Annotated in this window: 16 protein-coding genes; 6 read left to right on the top strand and 10 right to left on the bottom strand. The window is 67.8% G+C overall.

Features of this window, described 5'->3' with window-relative positions; translation table 11 throughout:
• Positions 1–79 precede the first annotated feature (79 nt).
• The 3 genes from der to SI859A1_RS03450 all read right to left on the bottom strand — a co-directional run bounded on the left by der (position 80) and on the right by SI859A1_RS03450 (position 3,436).
• Positions 80–1,489 (bottom strand): ribosome biogenesis GTPase Der, encoded by a 1,410-nt coding sequence (gene der / locus SI859A1_RS03460; protein WP_009208472.1) that lies wholly within the window; start codon positions 1,487–1,489, stop codon positions 80–82.
• 170 nt (positions 1,490–1,659) lie between these two features.
• Positions 1,660–2,742: a tetratricopeptide repeat protein gene (locus tag SI859A1_RS22355; RefSeq protein WP_009208471.1), complete on the bottom strand. Its 1,083-nt coding sequence runs from the start codon at positions 2,740–2,742 to the stop codon at positions 1,660–1,662.
• Positions 2,743–2,860: 118 nt separating this feature from the next.
• Positions 2,861–3,436: an NnrU family protein gene (locus SI859A1_RS03450; RefSeq protein ID WP_040325158.1), complete on the bottom strand. Its 576-nt coding sequence runs from the start codon at positions 3,434–3,436 to the stop codon at positions 2,861–2,863.
• Between the two features lie 221 nt (positions 3,437–3,657).
• Between SI859A1_RS03450 and SI859A1_RS20140 the strand changes: the two genes are divergently transcribed.
• Positions 3,658–4,059, top strand: a complete 402-nt coding sequence (locus tag SI859A1_RS20140) for an I78 family peptidase inhibitor (protein WP_192847179.1) — start codon at positions 3,658–3,660, stop codon at positions 4,057–4,059.
• Positions 4,060–4,109: 50 nt separating this feature from the next.
• On the opposite strand, the gene SI859A1_RS03440 is transcribed toward SI859A1_RS20140, so the two are convergent.
• Positions 4,110–5,030 (bottom strand): DMT family transporter, encoded by a 921-nt coding sequence (locus SI859A1_RS03440; protein ID WP_050767661.1) that lies wholly within the window; start codon positions 5,028–5,030, stop codon positions 4,110–4,112.
• Between the two features lie 67 nt (positions 5,031–5,097).
• Complete coding sequence (gene guaA / locus SI859A1_RS03435) at positions 5,098–6,654, bottom strand: glutamine-hydrolyzing GMP synthase (protein ID WP_009208467.1); 1,557 nt, start codon at positions 6,652–6,654, stop codon at positions 5,098–5,100.
• Positions 6,655–6,827: 173 nt separating this feature from the next.
• Between guaA and SI859A1_RS03430 the strand changes: the two genes are divergently transcribed.
• Positions 6,828–7,316 (top strand): YciE/YciF ferroxidase family protein, encoded by a 489-nt coding sequence (locus SI859A1_RS03430; protein WP_040325156.1) that lies wholly within the window; start codon positions 6,828–6,830, stop codon positions 7,314–7,316.
• Between the two features lie 53 nt (positions 7,317–7,369).
• On the opposite strand, the gene SI859A1_RS03425 is transcribed toward SI859A1_RS03430, so the two are convergent.
• From SI859A1_RS03425 to SI859A1_RS03410, 4 genes are all read right to left on the bottom strand, one after another.
• A complete protein-coding gene (locus SI859A1_RS03425; protein ID WP_009208465.1) occupies positions 7,370–8,041 on the bottom strand; it encodes a 5'-methylthioadenosine/S-adenosylhomocysteine nucleosidase in 672 nt (223 codons plus the stop codon).
• A gap of 49 nt (positions 8,042–8,090) precedes the next feature.
• On the bottom strand, positions 8,091–8,540 hold the full coding sequence (locus tag SI859A1_RS03420; RefSeq protein WP_009208464.1) for a TspO/MBR family protein: 450 nt from the start codon (positions 8,538–8,540) through the stop codon (positions 8,091–8,093).
• Positions 8,540–9,841, bottom strand: a complete 1,302-nt coding sequence (locus SI859A1_RS03415; RefSeq protein ID WP_009208463.1) for an RsmB/NOP family class I SAM-dependent RNA methyltransferase — start codon at positions 9,839–9,841, stop codon at positions 8,540–8,542. The genes SI859A1_RS03420 and SI859A1_RS03415 overlap by 1 nt, the downstream gene beginning before the upstream one ends.
• A gap of 239 nt (positions 9,842–10,080) precedes the next feature.
• Complete coding sequence (locus SI859A1_RS03410; protein ID WP_009208462.1) at positions 10,081–11,583, bottom strand: catalase; 1,503 nt, start codon at positions 11,581–11,583, stop codon at positions 10,081–10,083.
• Between the two features lie 111 nt (positions 11,584–11,694).
• On the opposite strand from SI859A1_RS03410, the gene SI859A1_RS03405 reads away from it, so the two are divergent.
• Positions 11,695–12,597 (top strand): hydrogen peroxide-inducible genes activator, encoded by a 903-nt coding sequence (locus tag SI859A1_RS03405; RefSeq protein WP_009208461.1) that lies wholly within the window; start codon positions 11,695–11,697, stop codon positions 12,595–12,597.
• Between the two features lie 76 nt (positions 12,598–12,673).
• On the opposite strand, the gene SI859A1_RS03400 is transcribed toward SI859A1_RS03405, so the two are convergent.
• The gene (locus tag SI859A1_RS03400; RefSeq protein ID WP_009208460.1) at positions 12,674–14,038 is read right to left on the bottom strand and encodes an aspartate aminotransferase family protein; all 1,365 of its coding nucleotides are present in this window, start codon (positions 14,036–14,038) and stop codon (positions 12,674–12,676) included.
• Between the two features lie 277 nt (positions 14,039–14,315).
• On the opposite strand from SI859A1_RS03400, the gene nthA reads away from it, so the two are divergent.
• From nthA to SI859A1_RS03385, 3 genes are read left to right on the top strand one after another with little or no spacing between them, the layout of a single operon-like run.
• A complete protein-coding gene (nthA, locus tag SI859A1_RS03395) occupies positions 14,316–14,981 on the top strand; it encodes a nitrile hydratase subunit alpha (RefSeq protein WP_009208459.1) in 666 nt (221 codons plus the stop codon).
• Positions 14,978–15,640: a nitrile hydratase subunit beta gene (gene nthB / locus SI859A1_RS03390; RefSeq protein ID WP_009208458.1), complete on the top strand. Its 663-nt coding sequence runs from the start codon at positions 14,978–14,980 to the stop codon at positions 15,638–15,640. Before nthA ends, nthB begins: the two co-directional genes overlap by 4 nt.
• On the top strand, positions 15,627–16,016 hold the full coding sequence (locus SI859A1_RS03385) for a nitrile hydratase accessory protein (protein ID WP_244400888.1): 390 nt from the start codon (positions 15,627–15,629) through the stop codon (positions 16,014–16,016). Before nthB ends, SI859A1_RS03385 begins: the two co-directional genes overlap by 14 nt.
• The last annotated feature ends 61 nt before the right edge of the window (positions 16,017–16,077 follow it).

The following is a 16,077-nucleotide window of genomic DNA, read 5'->3' as shown; positions in this document are numbered from 1 at the left end:
ATCAAGCCTGCGTCATACAACGGGCGTCACCCAACGTCCCCCATTAACCTTGTTTCTTGGTTAACAGACGATGGCGATTTCAAGACGGACGCTTGCGTTTTCCGGCGTAGGGATTGTCCGGCTTGCGCAAACCGAGGCGGATCGGCACCGCGAAGAGCCCGAAGCTTTCGCGTAACCCATTGATAAGATAGCGCGTATACGACGCGTTCAGCGCATCCGGGCGGCTCGTGGAGATCATGAACGTCGGCGGACGCGATTTGACCTGCGTCATGTATTTTATGTTGATCCGGCGCCCCGCGACGGCGGGCGGAGAATGCCTGGTAACCATACGGTCGAGCCACTGGTTCAGTTTCGCCGTCGATATCCGCTTGTTCCAGACCTCGTGGGTATCGACGATGGCCTTCATCAGACGCTCGACGCCCTCGCCGGTTTCGCCCGACACGGTGATGGCGCGGATGCCCCTCGCCTGCGGCAGCAGACGGTCGGTCTTCTCGCGCAGGTCGGCCAGCACCTCCTGGCGATCCTCGATCAGGTCCCACTTGTTGAAGGCGATGACCGGCGCCCGGCCTTCGCGCATCACCAGATCGACGATCGACATGTCCTGGCGCTCGAACGGGATCGTCGCGTCGAACACGACGACCACCACCTCCGCGAACTTGATCGCGCGCAGGCCGTCGGCCACCGACAGCTTCTCCAGCTTTTCCTGGACCTTCGCCTTGCGGCGCATGCCGGCCGTGTCGAAGACCTTGATCGTGCGGCCGCGCCATTCCCATTCGCTGGCGATGGAGTCGCGGGTGATGCCGGCCTCCGGGCCGGTGAGCATCCGGTCCTCGCCGAGGAACCGGTTGATCAGCGTCGACTTGCCGGCATTCGGACGGCCGACGATGGCGATCCGCAGCGGCTTGGTGGCGTCGTAGACGGGCTCGACCTCGTCATCCTCCACCGGCACGTCCACCAGCGCTTCCTCGGGCTCCGGCGTGTCGTCGGCGAAGGTCTCCTCGCCCAAGGCCTCGAGGATAGCGTCGCGCAATTCGCCCATGCCGACGCCATGCTCGGCGGAAATGCCGATCGGCTCGCCCAGCCCCAACTCGAAGGCGTCGAGCATGCCGGCTTCCGCCCCGCGGGCTTCCGACTTGTTGGCGACGAGGATCACCTTGCCGGCGGTGCGGCGCATGATCTCGACGAAGGCCCTGTCCTGGGGCATGACGCCGGCCTTCACGTCGATCATGAACAGGCAGAGATCGGCCGAGGCGATCGCCGTCTCGGTCTGGGTGCGCATCCGGCCTTCCAGCGTGTCGGCGCCGGCTTCTTCCAGGCCGGCCGTATCGACCACCTCGAAATCGAGGTCGAGCAGCGTCGCGTCGCCGGTGCGGCGATCGCGGGTGACCCCGGGCCGGTCGTCGACCAGCGCCAGACGCTTGCCGACGAGGCGGTTGAACAGGGTGGACTTGCCGACATTGGGTCGGCCGATAATGGCGATGGTGACCATGACGGTCTCCGCGCTCCTCCGGAGCGATGGGGCACACCGGTACGAAGCCGGGGCCGGTTGCGATCGGGGCGCCGGCCGTGTGTCACGTGCGAGCTCTGCCCCGATCCGATCGGTTTGCGGCAACGTCCGGGCCGGGTGAACCCGGCCGCAGGCGACGACGCCGCAGCGGTTCAGTCGGCGCTGGTTGGCGCCGGAGCGGCCGGCGCGTTCTGCGGCGCGTCGGTCGTGGTCGGCTCGGCCTGTTCCGGGGCAGCAGCCTCGGGGGTGGCCGCGGGATCGGCGATGCCGAGCCCGGTCGTGGGAACGGCGACGCTCGGTGCGGCAGCACCCTCGGGTAGCGCCGGGTCGGCGGCGGGGGCAGCCGGCGCGGCGTCCGTAGCCGCATCCGGGCTCGCAGGAGCCCCGCTCGCTGCACCCTCGGTGGCGGCACCGTCGCTGGCAGCGGCCGGCGCCTCGGTCGCCGGCGCCGCAGGCGTAGCTTCCGGGGCGGTCGTTTCAACGCCCGCGACGGGCGCCGTTGCGTCCGCCGGAGCGGCGTCGGTTGCAGGCGCCGTCGCAGCACCGATCTCCTCCGGCATCACGGTGCCCTCGGGCATCGGCTTGCCGGCGGCGATCAGGTCGAGCATCAGCCGTGCGCGGCTGATGATGCCGTTCGGTGCGCCGGGATCGTCGACCAGCTGCTGGAACAGCATCGTCGCGGTTTCGGTGTCCTCGGCCTTCCAGGCGGCCAGCGCCACGGCTTCGCGGGCCGGGAAGCGCAGGGCCTCGCTGTCGCCGGTCAGCCGTTCGACACGGCTGCGAACGTCGCTGAGCGCGCCATGGTCGACCAGCACATAGGCGGCACGCACGGCGGCCATGTCGCGCAACGCATCGGGCGCGCCGGCATCCGCCGCCACCTTGTCGAAGGCGGCGACCGCCTCGTCGAACTTGCCCTGCGCCTGATAGACGCCGCCGATGCTCATGCGGGCGAGATCGGGATAAGCGCCGTAGCTGTCGGCCGCCAGCGCGTCGAGCGCGGTGATCGCCTCGTCGGGCTTGCCGTCACGCGCCAGCTGCAGCGCGGCGAGATAGGCATCGCCCGAGGCGTTGGCCTGGGCGGTCTGGTACCGGTCCCAGCCGACGACGGCCGCGGTGATGACGACCACCAGAATGACCGCGGCCAGGATATAGGTCCCGAACCGCGTCCAGATGGCTTTCACCCTGTCCTGGCGAAGCTCTTCGCTGACTTCGCGAAAGAAACTGTCGTCGCTCATCCATCCACTCTTCGAAAACCGGCCGTCGCCGGGACCATCGGCCCGGCACGCAAGAACACTTGGGGTCTTCTAACGATTTTTGCCGCAGGTGAAAGGGCGTGCGCACCGTGATGAACCGCTAAGCGATCGGCGCGACGCCGAAGAGCCAACGATGCAGCCACAGGATGAACGCCGCCGCGAGGCCGAGACCGACGACGACCGCCAGGAGATCGCCGCGCAGGCTGGGCGCCCTCCCCGCCGATGCCGGGATCGGACGGCGGACCGCGCTGGCATAATCGAGGACCGCCCAGACCAGGAAACTGCCGAAGAGCACCACGTCGGCAACCATACCGTTGGCCAGAAGATGCCCCAGCGCCCACAGGCCGACGCCCAGCACCATCGGGTGCCGGACCGCCGTCTTGATCCGCCCGGTCGGCAGATACGCGCTGGCGACGAGGACGAAGGCCACCGGCACCAGGAGCAGCGCGAGATGGCCGAGGCCCGGCGGCGGCGCGTAGAGCAGCACAGTCGTCATGCGCGCGGCGCCATAGCCGTAGATGATCAGCATCAGCCCGACGAGCGACAGGACCGAGTAGATGCCCTTGAATTGGTTCTCGCCAAACCGCGCCAGCAGCCGGTCGCGCGTCGGCTCCGCGACGATCCGCAGGGAATGCACGCCGAGGAAGATGACCAGGCCGAGGATGAGAATGGCCATGTGAAATTTTCCCTCTTGCGGACCGGCGAGCACGACGTGCGCGCCGGTCGAAGACTAGCAGAAATGTCCCGATCTGACGCGATCCTGCCGCCGACTTCGCGGTTTTCGCCGCCTTGCCGCTTCCTTCCCTGCCGGTGCCTGCCCTAGGGTTGCGGCGAATCGACCAGAATCGGGCGGGTCTTCGACGCTGCCCGAGCAAGAACATGATGAAGGATGTTTCGATGATGCGCCCCATATCCCTCGCCCTTTTGACGAGCGCCGCGCTGCTGGTGGCCGGCTGCGCCTCCGAGCGCCTCGATCCGGCGGGCCTGAGGGCGCAGTCGGATGGCCGCATGGGCGGCGGGACCGCATTGCCTCCGATGCCGGGCGGCGGCACTGCCGGCACGAACGGCCGACTGGCGCCGGGCGGCCCGGCCATCGGCAGCTGCAATCCGGAAGCGGCCCGGTATCTCATCGGCGAGATCGCCAATGTCGAGACGGTGGAAGCGGCAAAGGCGGCCACCGGCGCCGAGACCGTGCGGGTTCTGTATCCGAACCAGCCGGTCACCCAGGAGTTCGTCTCCGGCCGGCTGAATATGGAAACCGACAACGCCAACCGGGTCACGCAGGTCCGCTGCGGCTGATCCGCCTGCGGGCCCGGTTGGCCCGCCTCGGCTCGTCAAACGCCGGGCGATCAGCCCGGCGTCACCGGCTGGGCCGAGCTCACGCGGCGTGCAAGCTGGCGTTCGCGGAAGAAGATGAACAGTCCCGCCCCCATGATGATCGCCGCGCCGAACAGCATGGTCAGCCGCGGCACGTCGCCGAAGACCAGGTAGCCGAACAGGATCGCCCAGACGAGCATGGTGTATTGCAGCGGCGCGATGTCGGCGGCATCGCCGAGCTTGAATGCCCGCGTCACGCACATATGCGCCGCCATCGCCACGACGCCGAGGATCGCCAGCAGCCCCAGATCCAGGGGGTCCGGCGTCACCCAGCCGAATGGCGCCAGGATCGCCCCGCCGACGAGCGCGCCGACCGTCTGCCAGAAGACCAGCGCCTTGTCCGACGTGCCGCGCAGGCTGCGCGCGGTGATCATCATCAGCGCGAAGGTCAGGCTGCCGCCGATGGCGATGAAGGCCGGCGCGGTCAGGCTCGCCTGCGACGGTTGCAGCACCACCAGCACGCCGATGAAGCCGATGACGATGGCCGTCCAGCGCCGGATGCCGACGCGCTCCTTCAGGAAGATCGGCGAGAGCGCCGCCACATAGATCGGCGCGGCCAGCCAGTAGGCCATGGTGTCGGCGAGCGGCAGATAGGCGACGGCGCCGTAGAAGGCGAGCACCTCGACGGTGGCGAAGATCACCCGCAGCACCTGCATGCCGGGACGTTCCAGGCTGACCAAGGGTTTCAGCCCCGTGCGCGCGAGGAACGGCGCCAGGATGATCAACGCCGCCACCGAGCGGATCAGCAGCACCTGGCCGACCGAATAGGTCGAGACCAGCCATTTGCCGAGCGTATCGTTGACCATGAACAGGAAAATGCCGAACAGCATGATCCCCATGCCGAGCGTATTGGTGCTCGGCCGGCCTGTTGCGGCGGCGCTGGCTCCGGTCATGGTCTCGTCCATCTGTCGGCTGGTGTCCGCCGGCCCGGGCGATCGCGGCCCGGTCAGGCGCGCGGCATCATTCCCATTCGATCGTGCCCGGCGGCTTCGAGGTCACGTCGTAGACCACCCGGTTGATGCCGCGCACCTCGTTGATGATGCGGGTCGCGGTGTTGCCGAGGAAGTCCATGTCGTAATGGTAAAAATCCGCGGTCATGCCATCGACCGAGGTGACGGCCCGCAGTGCGCAGACGAATTCGTAGGTCCGCCCGTCGCCCATCACGCCGACGGTCTGCACCGGCAACAGGACGGCGAAAGCCTGCCAGATGGCATCGTAGAGACCGGCCTTGCGGATCTCGTCGAGATAGATCGCGTCGGCCTGGCGCAGGATGTCGAGCTTCTCGCGGGTCACGCCGCCCGGGCAGCGAATGGCGAGGCCCGGCCCCGGGAAGGGCTGGCGGCCGACGAAATGCGCCGGCAGTCCGAGCTCGTGGCCGAGCAGGCGCACCTCGTCCTTGAACAATTCGCGCAGCGGCTCGACGAGCTGCATGTTCATGCGCTCCGGCAGGCCGCCGACATTGTGGTGCGACTTGATGGTCACCGACGGGCCGCCGGTGAAGGAGACGCTCTCGATCACGTCGGGATAGAGGGTGCCCTGCGCCAGGAAATCGGCGCCGCCAATCTTCTTGGCCTCGGCCTCGAAGGTCTCGATGAACAGCCGGCCGATGGTCTTGCGCTTGACCTCCGGGTCCATCTCGCCTTCCAGCGCGTCGATGAAGGTGTCCTGTGCCTGCACGTGGACGAGCGGGATATTGTAGTGGTCGCGGAACATCGCGACGACCTCGTCCGCCTCGTTCATCCGCAAGAGGCCGTGGTCGACGAAGATGCAGGTCAGCTGGTCGCCGATCGCCTCGTGGATCAGCACCGCCGCGACGGAGGAATCGACACCGCCGGACAGGCCGCAGATCACCTTGCCGTCGCCGACCTTGGCGCGGATTTCCTCGACCGCCTGCTCGCGGAACGCCGCCATGGTCCAGTCGCCGGACAGGCCGGCGATGCGGTGGACGAAGTTCGACAGAAGCCGGGCACCGTCGGGGGTGTGAACCACCTCGGGATGGAACTGCACGCCGTAGAAGCGCCGCGCCTCGTCGGCGATCGCCGCGAAGGGCGCGCCTGACGACTGGCCGATGATCTCGAAGCCCTCGGGCAGCGCCGTGACCCTGTCGCCATGGCTCATCCACACCTGATGGCGGGTGCCTTCGGCCCAGATGCCCTCGAACAGCGGCGAGGCCTTCTTGACCTCCATGAAGGAGCGGCCGAACTCGCGGTGCAGGCCGCCTTCGATATTGCCGCCGAGCTGGGCGCACATGGTCTGCTGGCCGTAGCAGATGCCGAGCACCGGCACGCCCGCCTCGAGGATTTCCATCGGCGCCGTCGGGGCATCGGTGTCCGTCACCGAGGCCGGCGATCCGGACAGGATCACGGCCTTCGGCGACAGGCGGCGAAAGCCTTCGGCAGCCGACTGGAACGGCACGATTTCGGAATAGACGCCGGCTTCGCGGATGCGCCGCGCGATCAGCTGGGTGACCTGGGAGCCGAAGTCGACGATGAGGACGGTGTCGGGGTGCGCTGTCATGGCGAGGCTTTAGAAAAGCACGGCGGCAATGTCCAGCACCTCGCGCGGCATTGCCCGTATGCGGCTGACGCATCGGTAGCCACCTGTGCATTACGCACCCGGCAGGCGGAACGCCGGTCCTGCAGGGCCGTTCTGGCGCCGCGGTACTGATGCCGCGATCCGGAGCAACTGACATGAGCGTCAAATCGCTGGACGACCTCTTCCTGCACACGCTGCAGGACATCTACTATGCCGAGAAACAGATCGCCAAGGTTCTCCCCAAGATGGCGAAGAAGGCGGCGAGCGAGGATCTGAAGGCCGCGTTCGAGACCCATCTGGAAGAGACCAAGGAGCAGGTCACGCGGCTCGAGGAGGTGTTCGAGAGCCTTGGCAAGAAGCCGCGTGCCGTGAAGTGCGACGCGATCATCGGCATCATCGACGAGGCGACCGAGCTGATGGACGAGGTCGAGGATCCCGAAACCCTCGACGCCGCGATGGTCGCCGCCGCCCAGGCCGTCGAGCACTACGAGATCGCGCGCTACGGCACGCTGATCACCTGGGCCGGCACCCTCGGCCACAAGGACGCCGTCGCAAAGCTGCAGGAAACCCTCAAGCAGGAAAAGGCGACCGACGAGAAGCTGTCCAAGCTCGCCGACGTCAAGGTCAACAAGAAGGCCGCCTGATCCGGTCGATCGTCGCCCGGCTCGGGGAAGCCGATCCCCGGACCGGGCGGTCGTCAGGACGAACCGACGTCCAGCAGTCCCGAATCGAGCGCGATCTCCAGCCGGTCGACGGCATCGGCGAGCTTCTCGTCGATGACATGCAGCAGCGTCGTCCAGTCGTCGTAGTGATGCATGTCCCCTGCACCGTCGGAGATGCCGCGCAGGCCGACCAGCTTGACGTCGAAGCGCTGGCAGGCGCGCAGGACCGCGAAGGTCTCCATGTCCACCATGTCGGCGTCGATCGCGTCGTAGCGCGCACCCGAGACGATGTCGGACCCCGTCGACAGCCGTGCCGTCGGCAGGCTCGGCACCGGCGTCGGCAGGGCGGTGTGGACGGGATGGTCGAGAAACGGCGTCACGCCCTTCGCAAAACCCAGCGGCGACGCGTCGATGTCGCGCCAGGCGACCGACGAGACCTGATAGATTTCGCCCTGTTCGAGCGTGCGCGAGCCTGCCGAGCCGAGCGAGACCACGAGGTCCGGGCGATGGCCCGCCAGTGTCAGCGCATGCAGGGCGATGCCGGTGCCGAGCGCCGCCTCGATCGGCCCGACCCCGGTCATCAGGGGTGCGATGCGGCGGCGCAGCGCCGGGCCGTATTCGGCCGAGGCCGCCATGACGAACAGCACCCGGGCGCCGCCCAGCTCTTCCGTCGCGGCGTCGATCTTCGTCGGGTCGTAGTCGCTCATGCTGCCGTCCGTCCGGTGCTCCGAGCGTGCGCGCCCGGCGATGATCCGCTCAGTTCAACCACCAGATGGCGGCGTTGAGAAGCGTCGCATAGGCCACCCAGGCGCCATAAGGCAGGAACAGCAGTGCCGAGACACGATCCTCGCGCCAGGTATAGGCGACGAAGCCGCAGATCGCGGCGAACAGCGCGACGATCTCGACCAGCGCAAGGCCCGGCATCTGTGCGGCGAAGAACAGGAACGGCCAGATGAAGTTAAGGCCGAGTTGCACCCACCAGACGCGCGCGGCCTGCAGTTCGCCCCGGTGCCAGACGCGCCAGCCGGCGATGCCGATCAGGACGTAGAGCATGCCCCAGGCCGGTCCGAAGACCCAGCCCGGCGGATTGAACCAGGGCTTCTGCAACGCTTGGTACCATTCACCGGGCGCCGTCGCCGCACCCACCAGCGCGCCGCCACCCACGGTCAGGGCGAGGAACAGCGCCAGAGCCACATAGCCCCGCATCAGCGACGCTCCAGGACCGCGAAGAAGAAGCCGTCGGTGCCGGTGGTACGCGGCGTCAGCGTCAGCGTCGTGCCGTCGCCGAGCGCGCTGGCGTGATAAGCCTTCGGCGCCTCAGGCAGGGCCTCGGCCCAGCGTCCCGCAGCATCGGCGACCTTGAACTCTGCGCCCGCATCACGTTCCAGGAAGGCCGCGACGCGGGCGCCGTTCTCCTCGGGCAGCAGCGAACAGGTGATGTAGACGAGCCGGCCGCCGGGCTTGACGAAGCGCGCCGCCGCGTCGAGCACGGCGTCCTGCTCTTCCAGCCGCTTGTCGAGCTGGCGTTCGGCCAGCCGCCATTTGGCGTCCGGGCGACGACGCCACGTGCCGGTGCCTGTGCAGGGCGCATCGACCAGCACCAGATCCATGCGGCCTTCCAGTTCGCCAATGTCGTCGCGCGGCGCATGGACCTGGACATTGCGGACCTCGGCCCGCTTCAGCCGGTCGTGGATCGGCGCCAACCTCTGGCGATCGCTGTCATAGGCGTGGATCTGGCCAGTATTCTCCATGGACGCGGCCAGCGCCAGCGTCTTGCCGCCGGCCCCGGCGCAGAAGTCCAGCACCTGCATGCCCGGCGCGGCACCCGCCAGAAGCGCGACGATCTGCGAGCCCTCGTCCTGGATCTCGAACCAGCCCTTCTGGAAGCCGGCCTCCACCTGCACGTTGGGATGGCGTCCGTCGCCTGCGATCGGCGGAATGCGCAGACCCTGCGGCGCCAGTGCCGTAGCTGTCGCCGCAAACGGCGTCAGCGCCTTGGCGACCTTGTCGCGATCGGCGCGCAGCGTGTTGACGCGCATGTCGAGCGGCGGGCGGTCGGACAGGGCCGCGGCCTCCGCGATCCACGCCTCGCCGAAGGCCGCCTCCAGCCGGTCGGCCAGCCAGTCCGGCACGTCGGCCTGCACGGCGCCGGGCGCCGCGCTCAGCTCGCGTGTGCGGAAGGCCGCGAAATCGTCGGTCGACGGCATCTGGGGCGCGAAGCGGTCGCCATCCAGCGCGATGGCCATGTCCTTGATGCCCATGCCCTTGCTGTCGAGCACGGCGGCGAAGACCATGGCCGTCGGCGTCTCGTCTTCCATGCGCCAGGCCAGCGAGCGCCTGCGACGCAGCACGTCGTAGACGATGTTGCCGATGGCGGCGCGATCGCCGGAACCTGCGAAGCGATGCGAAAGCCCCCAGTCCTTCAACGCATCGGCCACCGGCCGGCGCCGTGCCTCGATATCGGTCAGAATCTCGATGGCCGCTGCCATCCTGCCGCCCAGGCGCATGGTGATATCCTTGCTGTGTCTTGCCGGACGATGCCGGGCGTTCCGTGCGAAGGCCGAATGGCCGGCCGACGACCCGTCGGTTCGACGGGTCGTCTTCGGTCGCAGTGCCTCGCGGATTGAGCGCAGTCCTGCACCACGCGACGGCAACCCCGCAAGCAAAAAGGGCCGGGATCGCTCCCGGCCCTCTCGCTCCGGCGCACACGGCGCCGGAGTTTCATGTCACGAACGATCGCGTCCGGTTACTCCGCAGCAGCGCTGTGGCTGGTGCTGAGGCTCGCCTCGGCATCATCGCGCGTCTGCACTTCGATCGCCTTGCGGACGCCTGCGCCGTAATCGGCATGCACCTTGTCGAAATGCGCCAGCTGGCGGTCGACGATGAACTGCGGCACACCCTGCATCGCACCGGCGATGTTGGCGCACAGCCGCTCACGCTGGCCGGCGTCGAACATTTCGAACAGCGCCCGCGGCTGGCTGTAATGGTCGGTCTCGCCACGGAAATCGTAGCGACCCACCTGGCCCGCATAGCGGTGCGGCGGCTCCTCGACGCTCGGATCCTCGACCGGACCGCCGAAGCTGTTCGGCTCGTAATAGGCGTCCGGGTTGGTGCGCAGGCCGAACGGCATCTCGCCGTCGCGGTGGTAGTGATGCACCGGGCTCTTCGGCTTGTTCACCGGCAGCGCGTCGTAATGCGTGCCGATCCGGTAGCGATGCGCGTCCGGATAGGAGAACAGACGGCCCTGCAGCATCTTGTCCGGCGAGAAGCCGATGCCCGGGACGACGTTGGACGGGTTGAAGGCCGACTGCTCGATATCGGAGAAATAGTTCTCCGGATTGCGGTTCAGCTCCATCTCGCCGACCTTGATCAGCGGGTACATGCCATGCGGCCAGACCTTGGTCAGGTCGAACGCGCTCCAGCCGGTCTTCTCCTCGAACTGGACCTCTTCACCCTCGGGCATGACCTGGATGTACATGGTCCACTTCGGGAAGCGGCCGTCCTCGATCATGCCGTAGAGGGCTTCCTGGTAGCTCTCGCGCGACTTGGCGATGACCTTCTCGGCCTCTTCGTTGACGAAGTGCGCATGGCCCTGCTGGGTCTTGAAGTGGAACTTCACCCAGAAGCGCTCGCCCTGGTCGTTCCAGATCGAGAAGGTGTGGCTGCCGTAGCCGTTCATGCGGCTCGGGTCGGTCGGGATGCCGCGGTCGGACATCAGGATCGTCACCTGATGCAGCGATTCCGGGCAGAGCGACCAGAAGTCCCACATGGCGGTCGCCGAACGCAGATTGGTGCGCGGGTGGCGCTTCTGCGTGTGGATGAAGTCCGGGAACTTGTACGGGTCGCCGACGAAGAACACCGGGGTGTTGTTGCCGACGAGGTCCCAGTTGCCTTCTTCGGTGTAGAACTTCAGCGCGAAGCCGCGCACGTCGCGCTCGGCATCGGCGGCGCCCTGCTCGCCGGCGACGGTCGAGAAGCGGGCCAGCATGTCGGTCTTCGCACCCGGACGGAATACCTTGGCGCAGCTGTATTTGGTAACGTCCTCGGTGACGTTCAGCGTGCCGAAGGCACCCCAGCCCTTGGCGTGGACCACGCGCTCGGGAATGCGCTCGCGGTTCTGATGCGCCAGCTTCTCGATCAGCTGGAAATCCTCGAGCAGCACAGGACCCCTCGGTCCGACCGTCTTGGAGTTCTGGTTGCTGGACACCGGCGCGCCAGCCGTTGTCGTCAATCTCTCGCGATCAGCCATGTGAGGCCTCCCTTCGCCATGTTTGGAATTCTTCCAGAGCGATAATAGGGATGCGATCGATAATCTCCAATCGTATTTCCAAGCGGTCTCGATCAGCTTATCCTATCGCGCATGATCACGATCCGACAGCTCCGCTATTTCAACACGCTCAGCGAAACCCTGCATTTCGGGCAGGCCGCCAGGCGCCTCAACATCAGCCAACCAGCCCTCTCGGCGCAGATCGCCCAGATGGAGGAGTTCTTCGGTGGCCCGCTGTTCCAGCGCGCGTCCTCCGGCGTCACCCTGACCAGCGACGGCGCGCTCATTGGCGCCCGGGTACGGCGCATCCTGGCCGAGATGCAGGAGCTGGAAAGCCTTGCCACCAGTGGTGAGACGCTGCTGTCGCGCCGGCTGCGCCTCGGCATGATCGCATCGGTCGCCCCTTACGTGCTGCCGACCTTCCTGCAGGCCCTGGCGAGCGAGTATCCGAGCCTCGAATGCGAGATTCGCGAGAGCGTCACCGACCGGCTGGTCGCAGATCTGGCGGTCGGCGAGATCGACTGCGCTGTCGTCGCGCTGCCGCTGGACGACCCGTTGCTCGAATCGATCGCGCTGTTCGAGGACCGCTTCTACCTGGCGCTGCCGGCCGCCGAGGCCTCGCGCCTGCCGCAGCCCGTGCCGCTGTCGGCGCTGCGCAACGAGCGGCTGATTCTTCTGGAGGAAGGCCACTGCCTGCGGGCGCAGGCGCTGGACATCTGCCGCATTGCCGATGCCGGCGAGATGGCCGGGCTCGGCGCCACCAGCCTGACGACGATCCTGCGGATGGTCTCGGGCGGGCTCGGAGCCACGCTGATTCCAGAGATGGCGATTCCGGACGAGACCCGCAGCGGCGGCATCGCCATCCTGCCCTTCGAGGCGCCGACGCCCTACCGCACCATCGCCCTCGCCTTCCGCCCGTCGACCGCCCGCCGCCGCGACTTCGAGGCGCTGGCCGACCTGTTGCGCCGTTCGCAGCCCCTCGCCGACGCCGCCTGACACAAGCCCATACGCAGGCGGCCCCGCGCCGGATCGGATGCGGGGCCGCCTGTCACATGCGCGCGAGGGCGTGCTCTCAGAGGCTCGCCTGCAATTCGTCGAGGCTGCGGGCGGTGGTCTCGACGATCGTGTCGATGTGCTGCTTCTCGACGATCAGCGGCGGGCAGAAGGCCAGCGCGTCGCCCATGGCGCGGGAGATCACGCCGTTCTTCTGCATGATCGCGAAGCCGCGCGCGGCAAGGTCTCCCGGCGGCTGGGCGGAGAGCTTGGCGGCCTTGTCGGTGACCAGTTCGATCGCGGCAATCAGTCCGACGCCGCGCACTTCGCCGACGAGCGGATGATCGGCGAGCCTGCGCAGACCGGCCTGCATGACCTCGCCCATCTCGCGCGCATTGGCGACGAGATCGCGTTCCTCGATGATCTTCAGGTTTTCCAGCGCCACGGCCGCCGCCACCGGATGCCCGGACGCCGTGTAGCCATGGCCGAAGGTGCCGATCTCCGAAGATTGGTCCGCCACCGGCGCGTAGACCCGCTCGTTGATCAGCAACGCCGAGATCGGCAGATAGGACGAGGACAGCGCCTTGGAGAGCGTCATGATGTCGGGCTCGATGCCGTAGGTCTGGCTGCCGAACATCTGGCCGGTGCGCCCGAAACCGCAGATCACCTCGTCGGCGACGAGCAGGATGTCGTAGCGCTTGAGCACCGCCTGGATCTTTTCCCAGTAGGTCGCCGGCGGCACCACGACGCCGCCCGCCCCCATCACCGGCTCGGCGATGAAGGCGGCGACCGTGTCCGGCCCCTCGGCCTCGATCATCGCGTCCAGATCCTCGGCGCAGCGCGTCGCGAAGGCCTCCTCGCTCTCGCCGTCGCGGCCTTCGCGCCAGTAATGCGGGCAGGTCGTGTGCAGGATGCCCGGCATCGGCAGGTCGAAGGCACGGTGATTGTTGGGCAGGCCGGTCAGGCTCGCCGAGGCCAGCGTCACGCCGTGATAGCCGCGGATCCGGCTGATGATCTTCTTCTTCTGCGGCTGGCCGAGCGCGTTGGAGCGGTAGCGCACCAGCTTCATCATCGTGTCGTTGGCTTCGGAGCCGGAATTGGTGAAATATGCCTTCGACATCGGCACCGGCGCCATGCCCACCAGCTTCTCGGCCAGCTCGATCGCCGGGCCGTGCGATTTGTGCGTGAAGGTGTGGTAATAGTTCAGCTTCTGCATCTGCCGCGCGGCGGCATCCACCAGCCGCTTCTCGCCAAAGCCGACAGCCACCGACCACAGCCCCGACATCGCCTCGATATAGCGATTGCCGTCGGTGTCGGTGACATGCACCCCCTCGCCCGATTCCATGACGATCGGCCCGTTGGCCTCGTGCTTGCGGGCATTGGTGTAGCTGTGGAGATGGAACGCGATATCGCGTCCCTCGATCGAATTCGGCTGGACGGTCATGGGTGCAGAACTCCGGATATCGGGCTTGAGCGGCGGGCCGTGCCTGCGCCGCCACGTCGCTCCATCTGCCTGTGGTGCGCCTCAACACCCGTCCGGGTCAACGGGGGAATGCGGGCCGCCGTCCGCTATGGGTCGCACACTCCCGCACGGGTCCTGGAACGGCTGGTAATTCCCCCTGCCGGGCTTATCATCGCAACCGGGCGCGCGGACGCCGGCGCGACGCCACGGAGCCGGTCGATGCGCGGCGAGGCCGGCGAAGACAGATCCGGGAGGAACCATGACGGGATCGCACGGCAGGGACGGTGATCACCACGGCCATCACCACGACCGTGATCACGACAACCATCTCGACCCGATGACCGCGCGGGTCATGGCGCTGGAGACGATCCTCACCGAAAAGGGCATGGTCGACCCGGACGCCCTCGACGCCATCATCGACACCTACGAGACCAAGGTCGGGCCGCGCAACGGCGCCAGCGTCGTCGCCAAGGCCTGGAGCGACCCGGACTACGCCGACTGGCTGGCGCGCGACGCAACCGCCGCCATTGCCTCGCTTGGCTTCACCGGCCGCCAGGGCGAGCACATGCAGGCGGTGTTCAACACCCCGGAGCGCCACAACCTCGTCGTCTGCACCCTGTGCTCCTGCTATCCGTGGTCAGTGCTCGGCCTGCCGCCGGTCTGGTACAAGTCGCCGCCCTATCGCTCGCGCGCCGTCTCCGATCCGCGCGGCGTCCTGCGCGAATTCGGCGTCGCGCTGCCGGACGGCGTCTCGGTGCGAGTCTGGGACTCCACCGCCGAGCTGCGCTACCTCGTCGTGCCCGAGCGCCCGGCGGGTACCGAGGGACTGTCCGAGGCGGCGCTGGCGGCGCTCGTCACCCGCAATTCCATGATCGGTACCGAGCGTGACCTGAGCCCGCATGCCGCGCCGGAGACGGCGGCATGAACGGCCCCCACGATCTCGGCGGTCGGCACGGCTTCGGGCCGATCGCGCCGAAGGCAGACGAGCCGCTGTTCCATGCGCCCTGGGAGCGCCGCGCCCTCGCCCTGACGCTCGCCGCCGGTGCGATGGGCCATTGGTCGATCGACGAAAGCCGCGCCGCCCGTGAGGATCGCCACCCGGCCGACTATTACGGTTCGTCCTATTACGAGATCTGGACCAAGGGCCTTGAGACGCTGCTCCTGCGCCACGGCCTCATCAGCCATCGCGAATTGCGCGCCGGGCGGCCCCTCGACCTGACCGTGCCGCCGAACCGCATCCTGAAGGCCGATGCCGTCGCGCCGGCCCTTGCCAAGGGCAGTCCGGCCAACCGCGATCCCGAAGGCAGCACGCCCGTTTTCGCGCCGGGCGACAGGGTCCGCACGCTGAACCTGCAGCCGCGCCATCACATCCGCCTGCCCGCCTATGCCCGCGAGAAGACCGGCACCATCGAAACCGTTCAGGGTTTCCATGTCTTCGCGGATGCCAGCGCCAAGGGCGACGACCATGTCGCGCACTGGCTCTACACGGTGGTCTTCGACGCATTCACGCTGTGGGGCGGCGACGCTTCGCCCAACGACACCGTCTCCATCGATGCCTGGGAGCCCTATCTTGCGCACGCCTGAGACCGGCATCGCCGCATCGCCCGGCCTGCCACGCGATGCGGCGGGTGAACCCGTCTTCTTCGCGCCCTGGCAGGCCAAGGCCTTCGCCATGACCGTCGCGCTGAACGAGCGCGGCATCCTTGCCTGGACCGACTGGGCTGCCGCGCTCGGCCGCGCCTGCGCCAGCCTGCCCGCCGCCGGCCCCTCGCCCGAAGCAACAGCGGATGCCTATTTCACCGCATGGCTCGTCGCGCTCGAAGAAATCCTCACGGCACGGGCGCTGGTAAGCGCCGATGCCGTCGACGCGGCGCAGGCCGTCTGGCACCGCGCCGCCGAGGCCACGCCCCACGGCACGCCGATCCGCTTCGAGGCCGGCCTGCCGAACCCACACGACTGACCGCCGCGACGCAGAACGGCCCCGCGATCGCGGAGCCGTCCGGCAGGTCTGGACCGATAGC

Origin of the sequence: Aurantimonas manganoxydans SI85-9A1 (assembly GCF_000153465.1) — a bacterium.
Lineage (GTDB): Bacteria > Pseudomonadota > Alphaproteobacteria > Rhizobiales > Rhizobiaceae > Aurantimonas > Aurantimonas manganoxydans.
Note: the sequence above shows the minus strand (reverse complement) of the source record. Positions and strands in the feature narration are given on the sequence as shown.

Excerpts from the sequence above, each read along its gene's own strand:
- der (WP_009208472.1), bottom strand. The coding sequence starts at position 1,489 with ATGGTCACCATCGCCATTATCGGCCGACCCAATGTCGGCAAGTCCACC.
- SI859A1_RS03420 (WP_009208464.1), bottom strand. The coding sequence starts at position 8,540 with ATGCGGGGCTATGTGGCTCTGGCGCTGTTCCTCGCCCTGACCGTGGGT.
- SI859A1_RS03440 (WP_050767661.1), bottom strand. The coding sequence starts at position 5,030 with ATGACCGGAGCCAGCGCCGCCGCAACAGGCCGGCCGAGCACCAATACG.
- nthA (WP_009208459.1), top strand. The coding sequence starts at position 14,316 with ATGACGGGATCGCACGGCAGGGACGGTGATCACCACGGCCATCACCAC.
- SI859A1_RS03450 (WP_040325158.1), bottom strand. The coding sequence starts at position 3,436 with ATGGCCATTCTCATCCTCGGCCTGGTCATCTTCCTCGGCGTGCATTCC.
- SI859A1_RS03425 (WP_009208465.1), bottom strand. The coding sequence starts at position 8,041 with ATGAGCGACTACGACCCGACGAAGATCGACGCCGCGACGGAAGAGCTG.
- SI859A1_RS03430 (WP_040325156.1), top strand. The coding sequence starts at position 6,828 with ATGAGCGTCAAATCGCTGGACGACCTCTTCCTGCACACGCTGCAGGAC.
- SI859A1_RS03405 (WP_009208461.1), top strand. The coding sequence starts at position 11,695 with ATGATCACGATCCGACAGCTCCGCTATTTCAACACGCTCAGCGAAACC.
- SI859A1_RS22355 (WP_009208471.1), bottom strand. The coding sequence starts at position 2,742 with ATGAGCGACGACAGTTTCTTTCGCGAAGTCAGCGAAGAGCTTCGCCAG.
- guaA (WP_009208467.1), bottom strand. The coding sequence starts at position 6,654 with ATGACAGCGCACCCCGACACCGTCCTCATCGTCGACTTCGGCTCCCAG.
- nthB (WP_009208458.1), top strand. The coding sequence starts at position 14,978 with ATGAACGGCCCCCACGATCTCGGCGGTCGGCACGGCTTCGGGCCGATC.
- SI859A1_RS03410 (WP_009208462.1), bottom strand. The coding sequence starts at position 11,583 with ATGGCTGATCGCGAGAGATTGACGACAACGGCTGGCGCGCCGGTGTCC.
- SI859A1_RS03400 (WP_009208460.1), bottom strand. The coding sequence starts at position 14,038 with ATGACCGTCCAGCCGAATTCGATCGAGGGACGCGATATCGCGTTCCAT.
- SI859A1_RS20140 (WP_192847179.1), top strand. The coding sequence starts at position 3,658 with ATGATGCGCCCCATATCCCTCGCCCTTTTGACGAGCGCCGCGCTGCTG.
- SI859A1_RS03415 (WP_009208463.1), bottom strand. The coding sequence starts at position 9,841 with ATGCGCCTGGGCGGCAGGATGGCAGCGGCCATCGAGATTCTGACCGAT.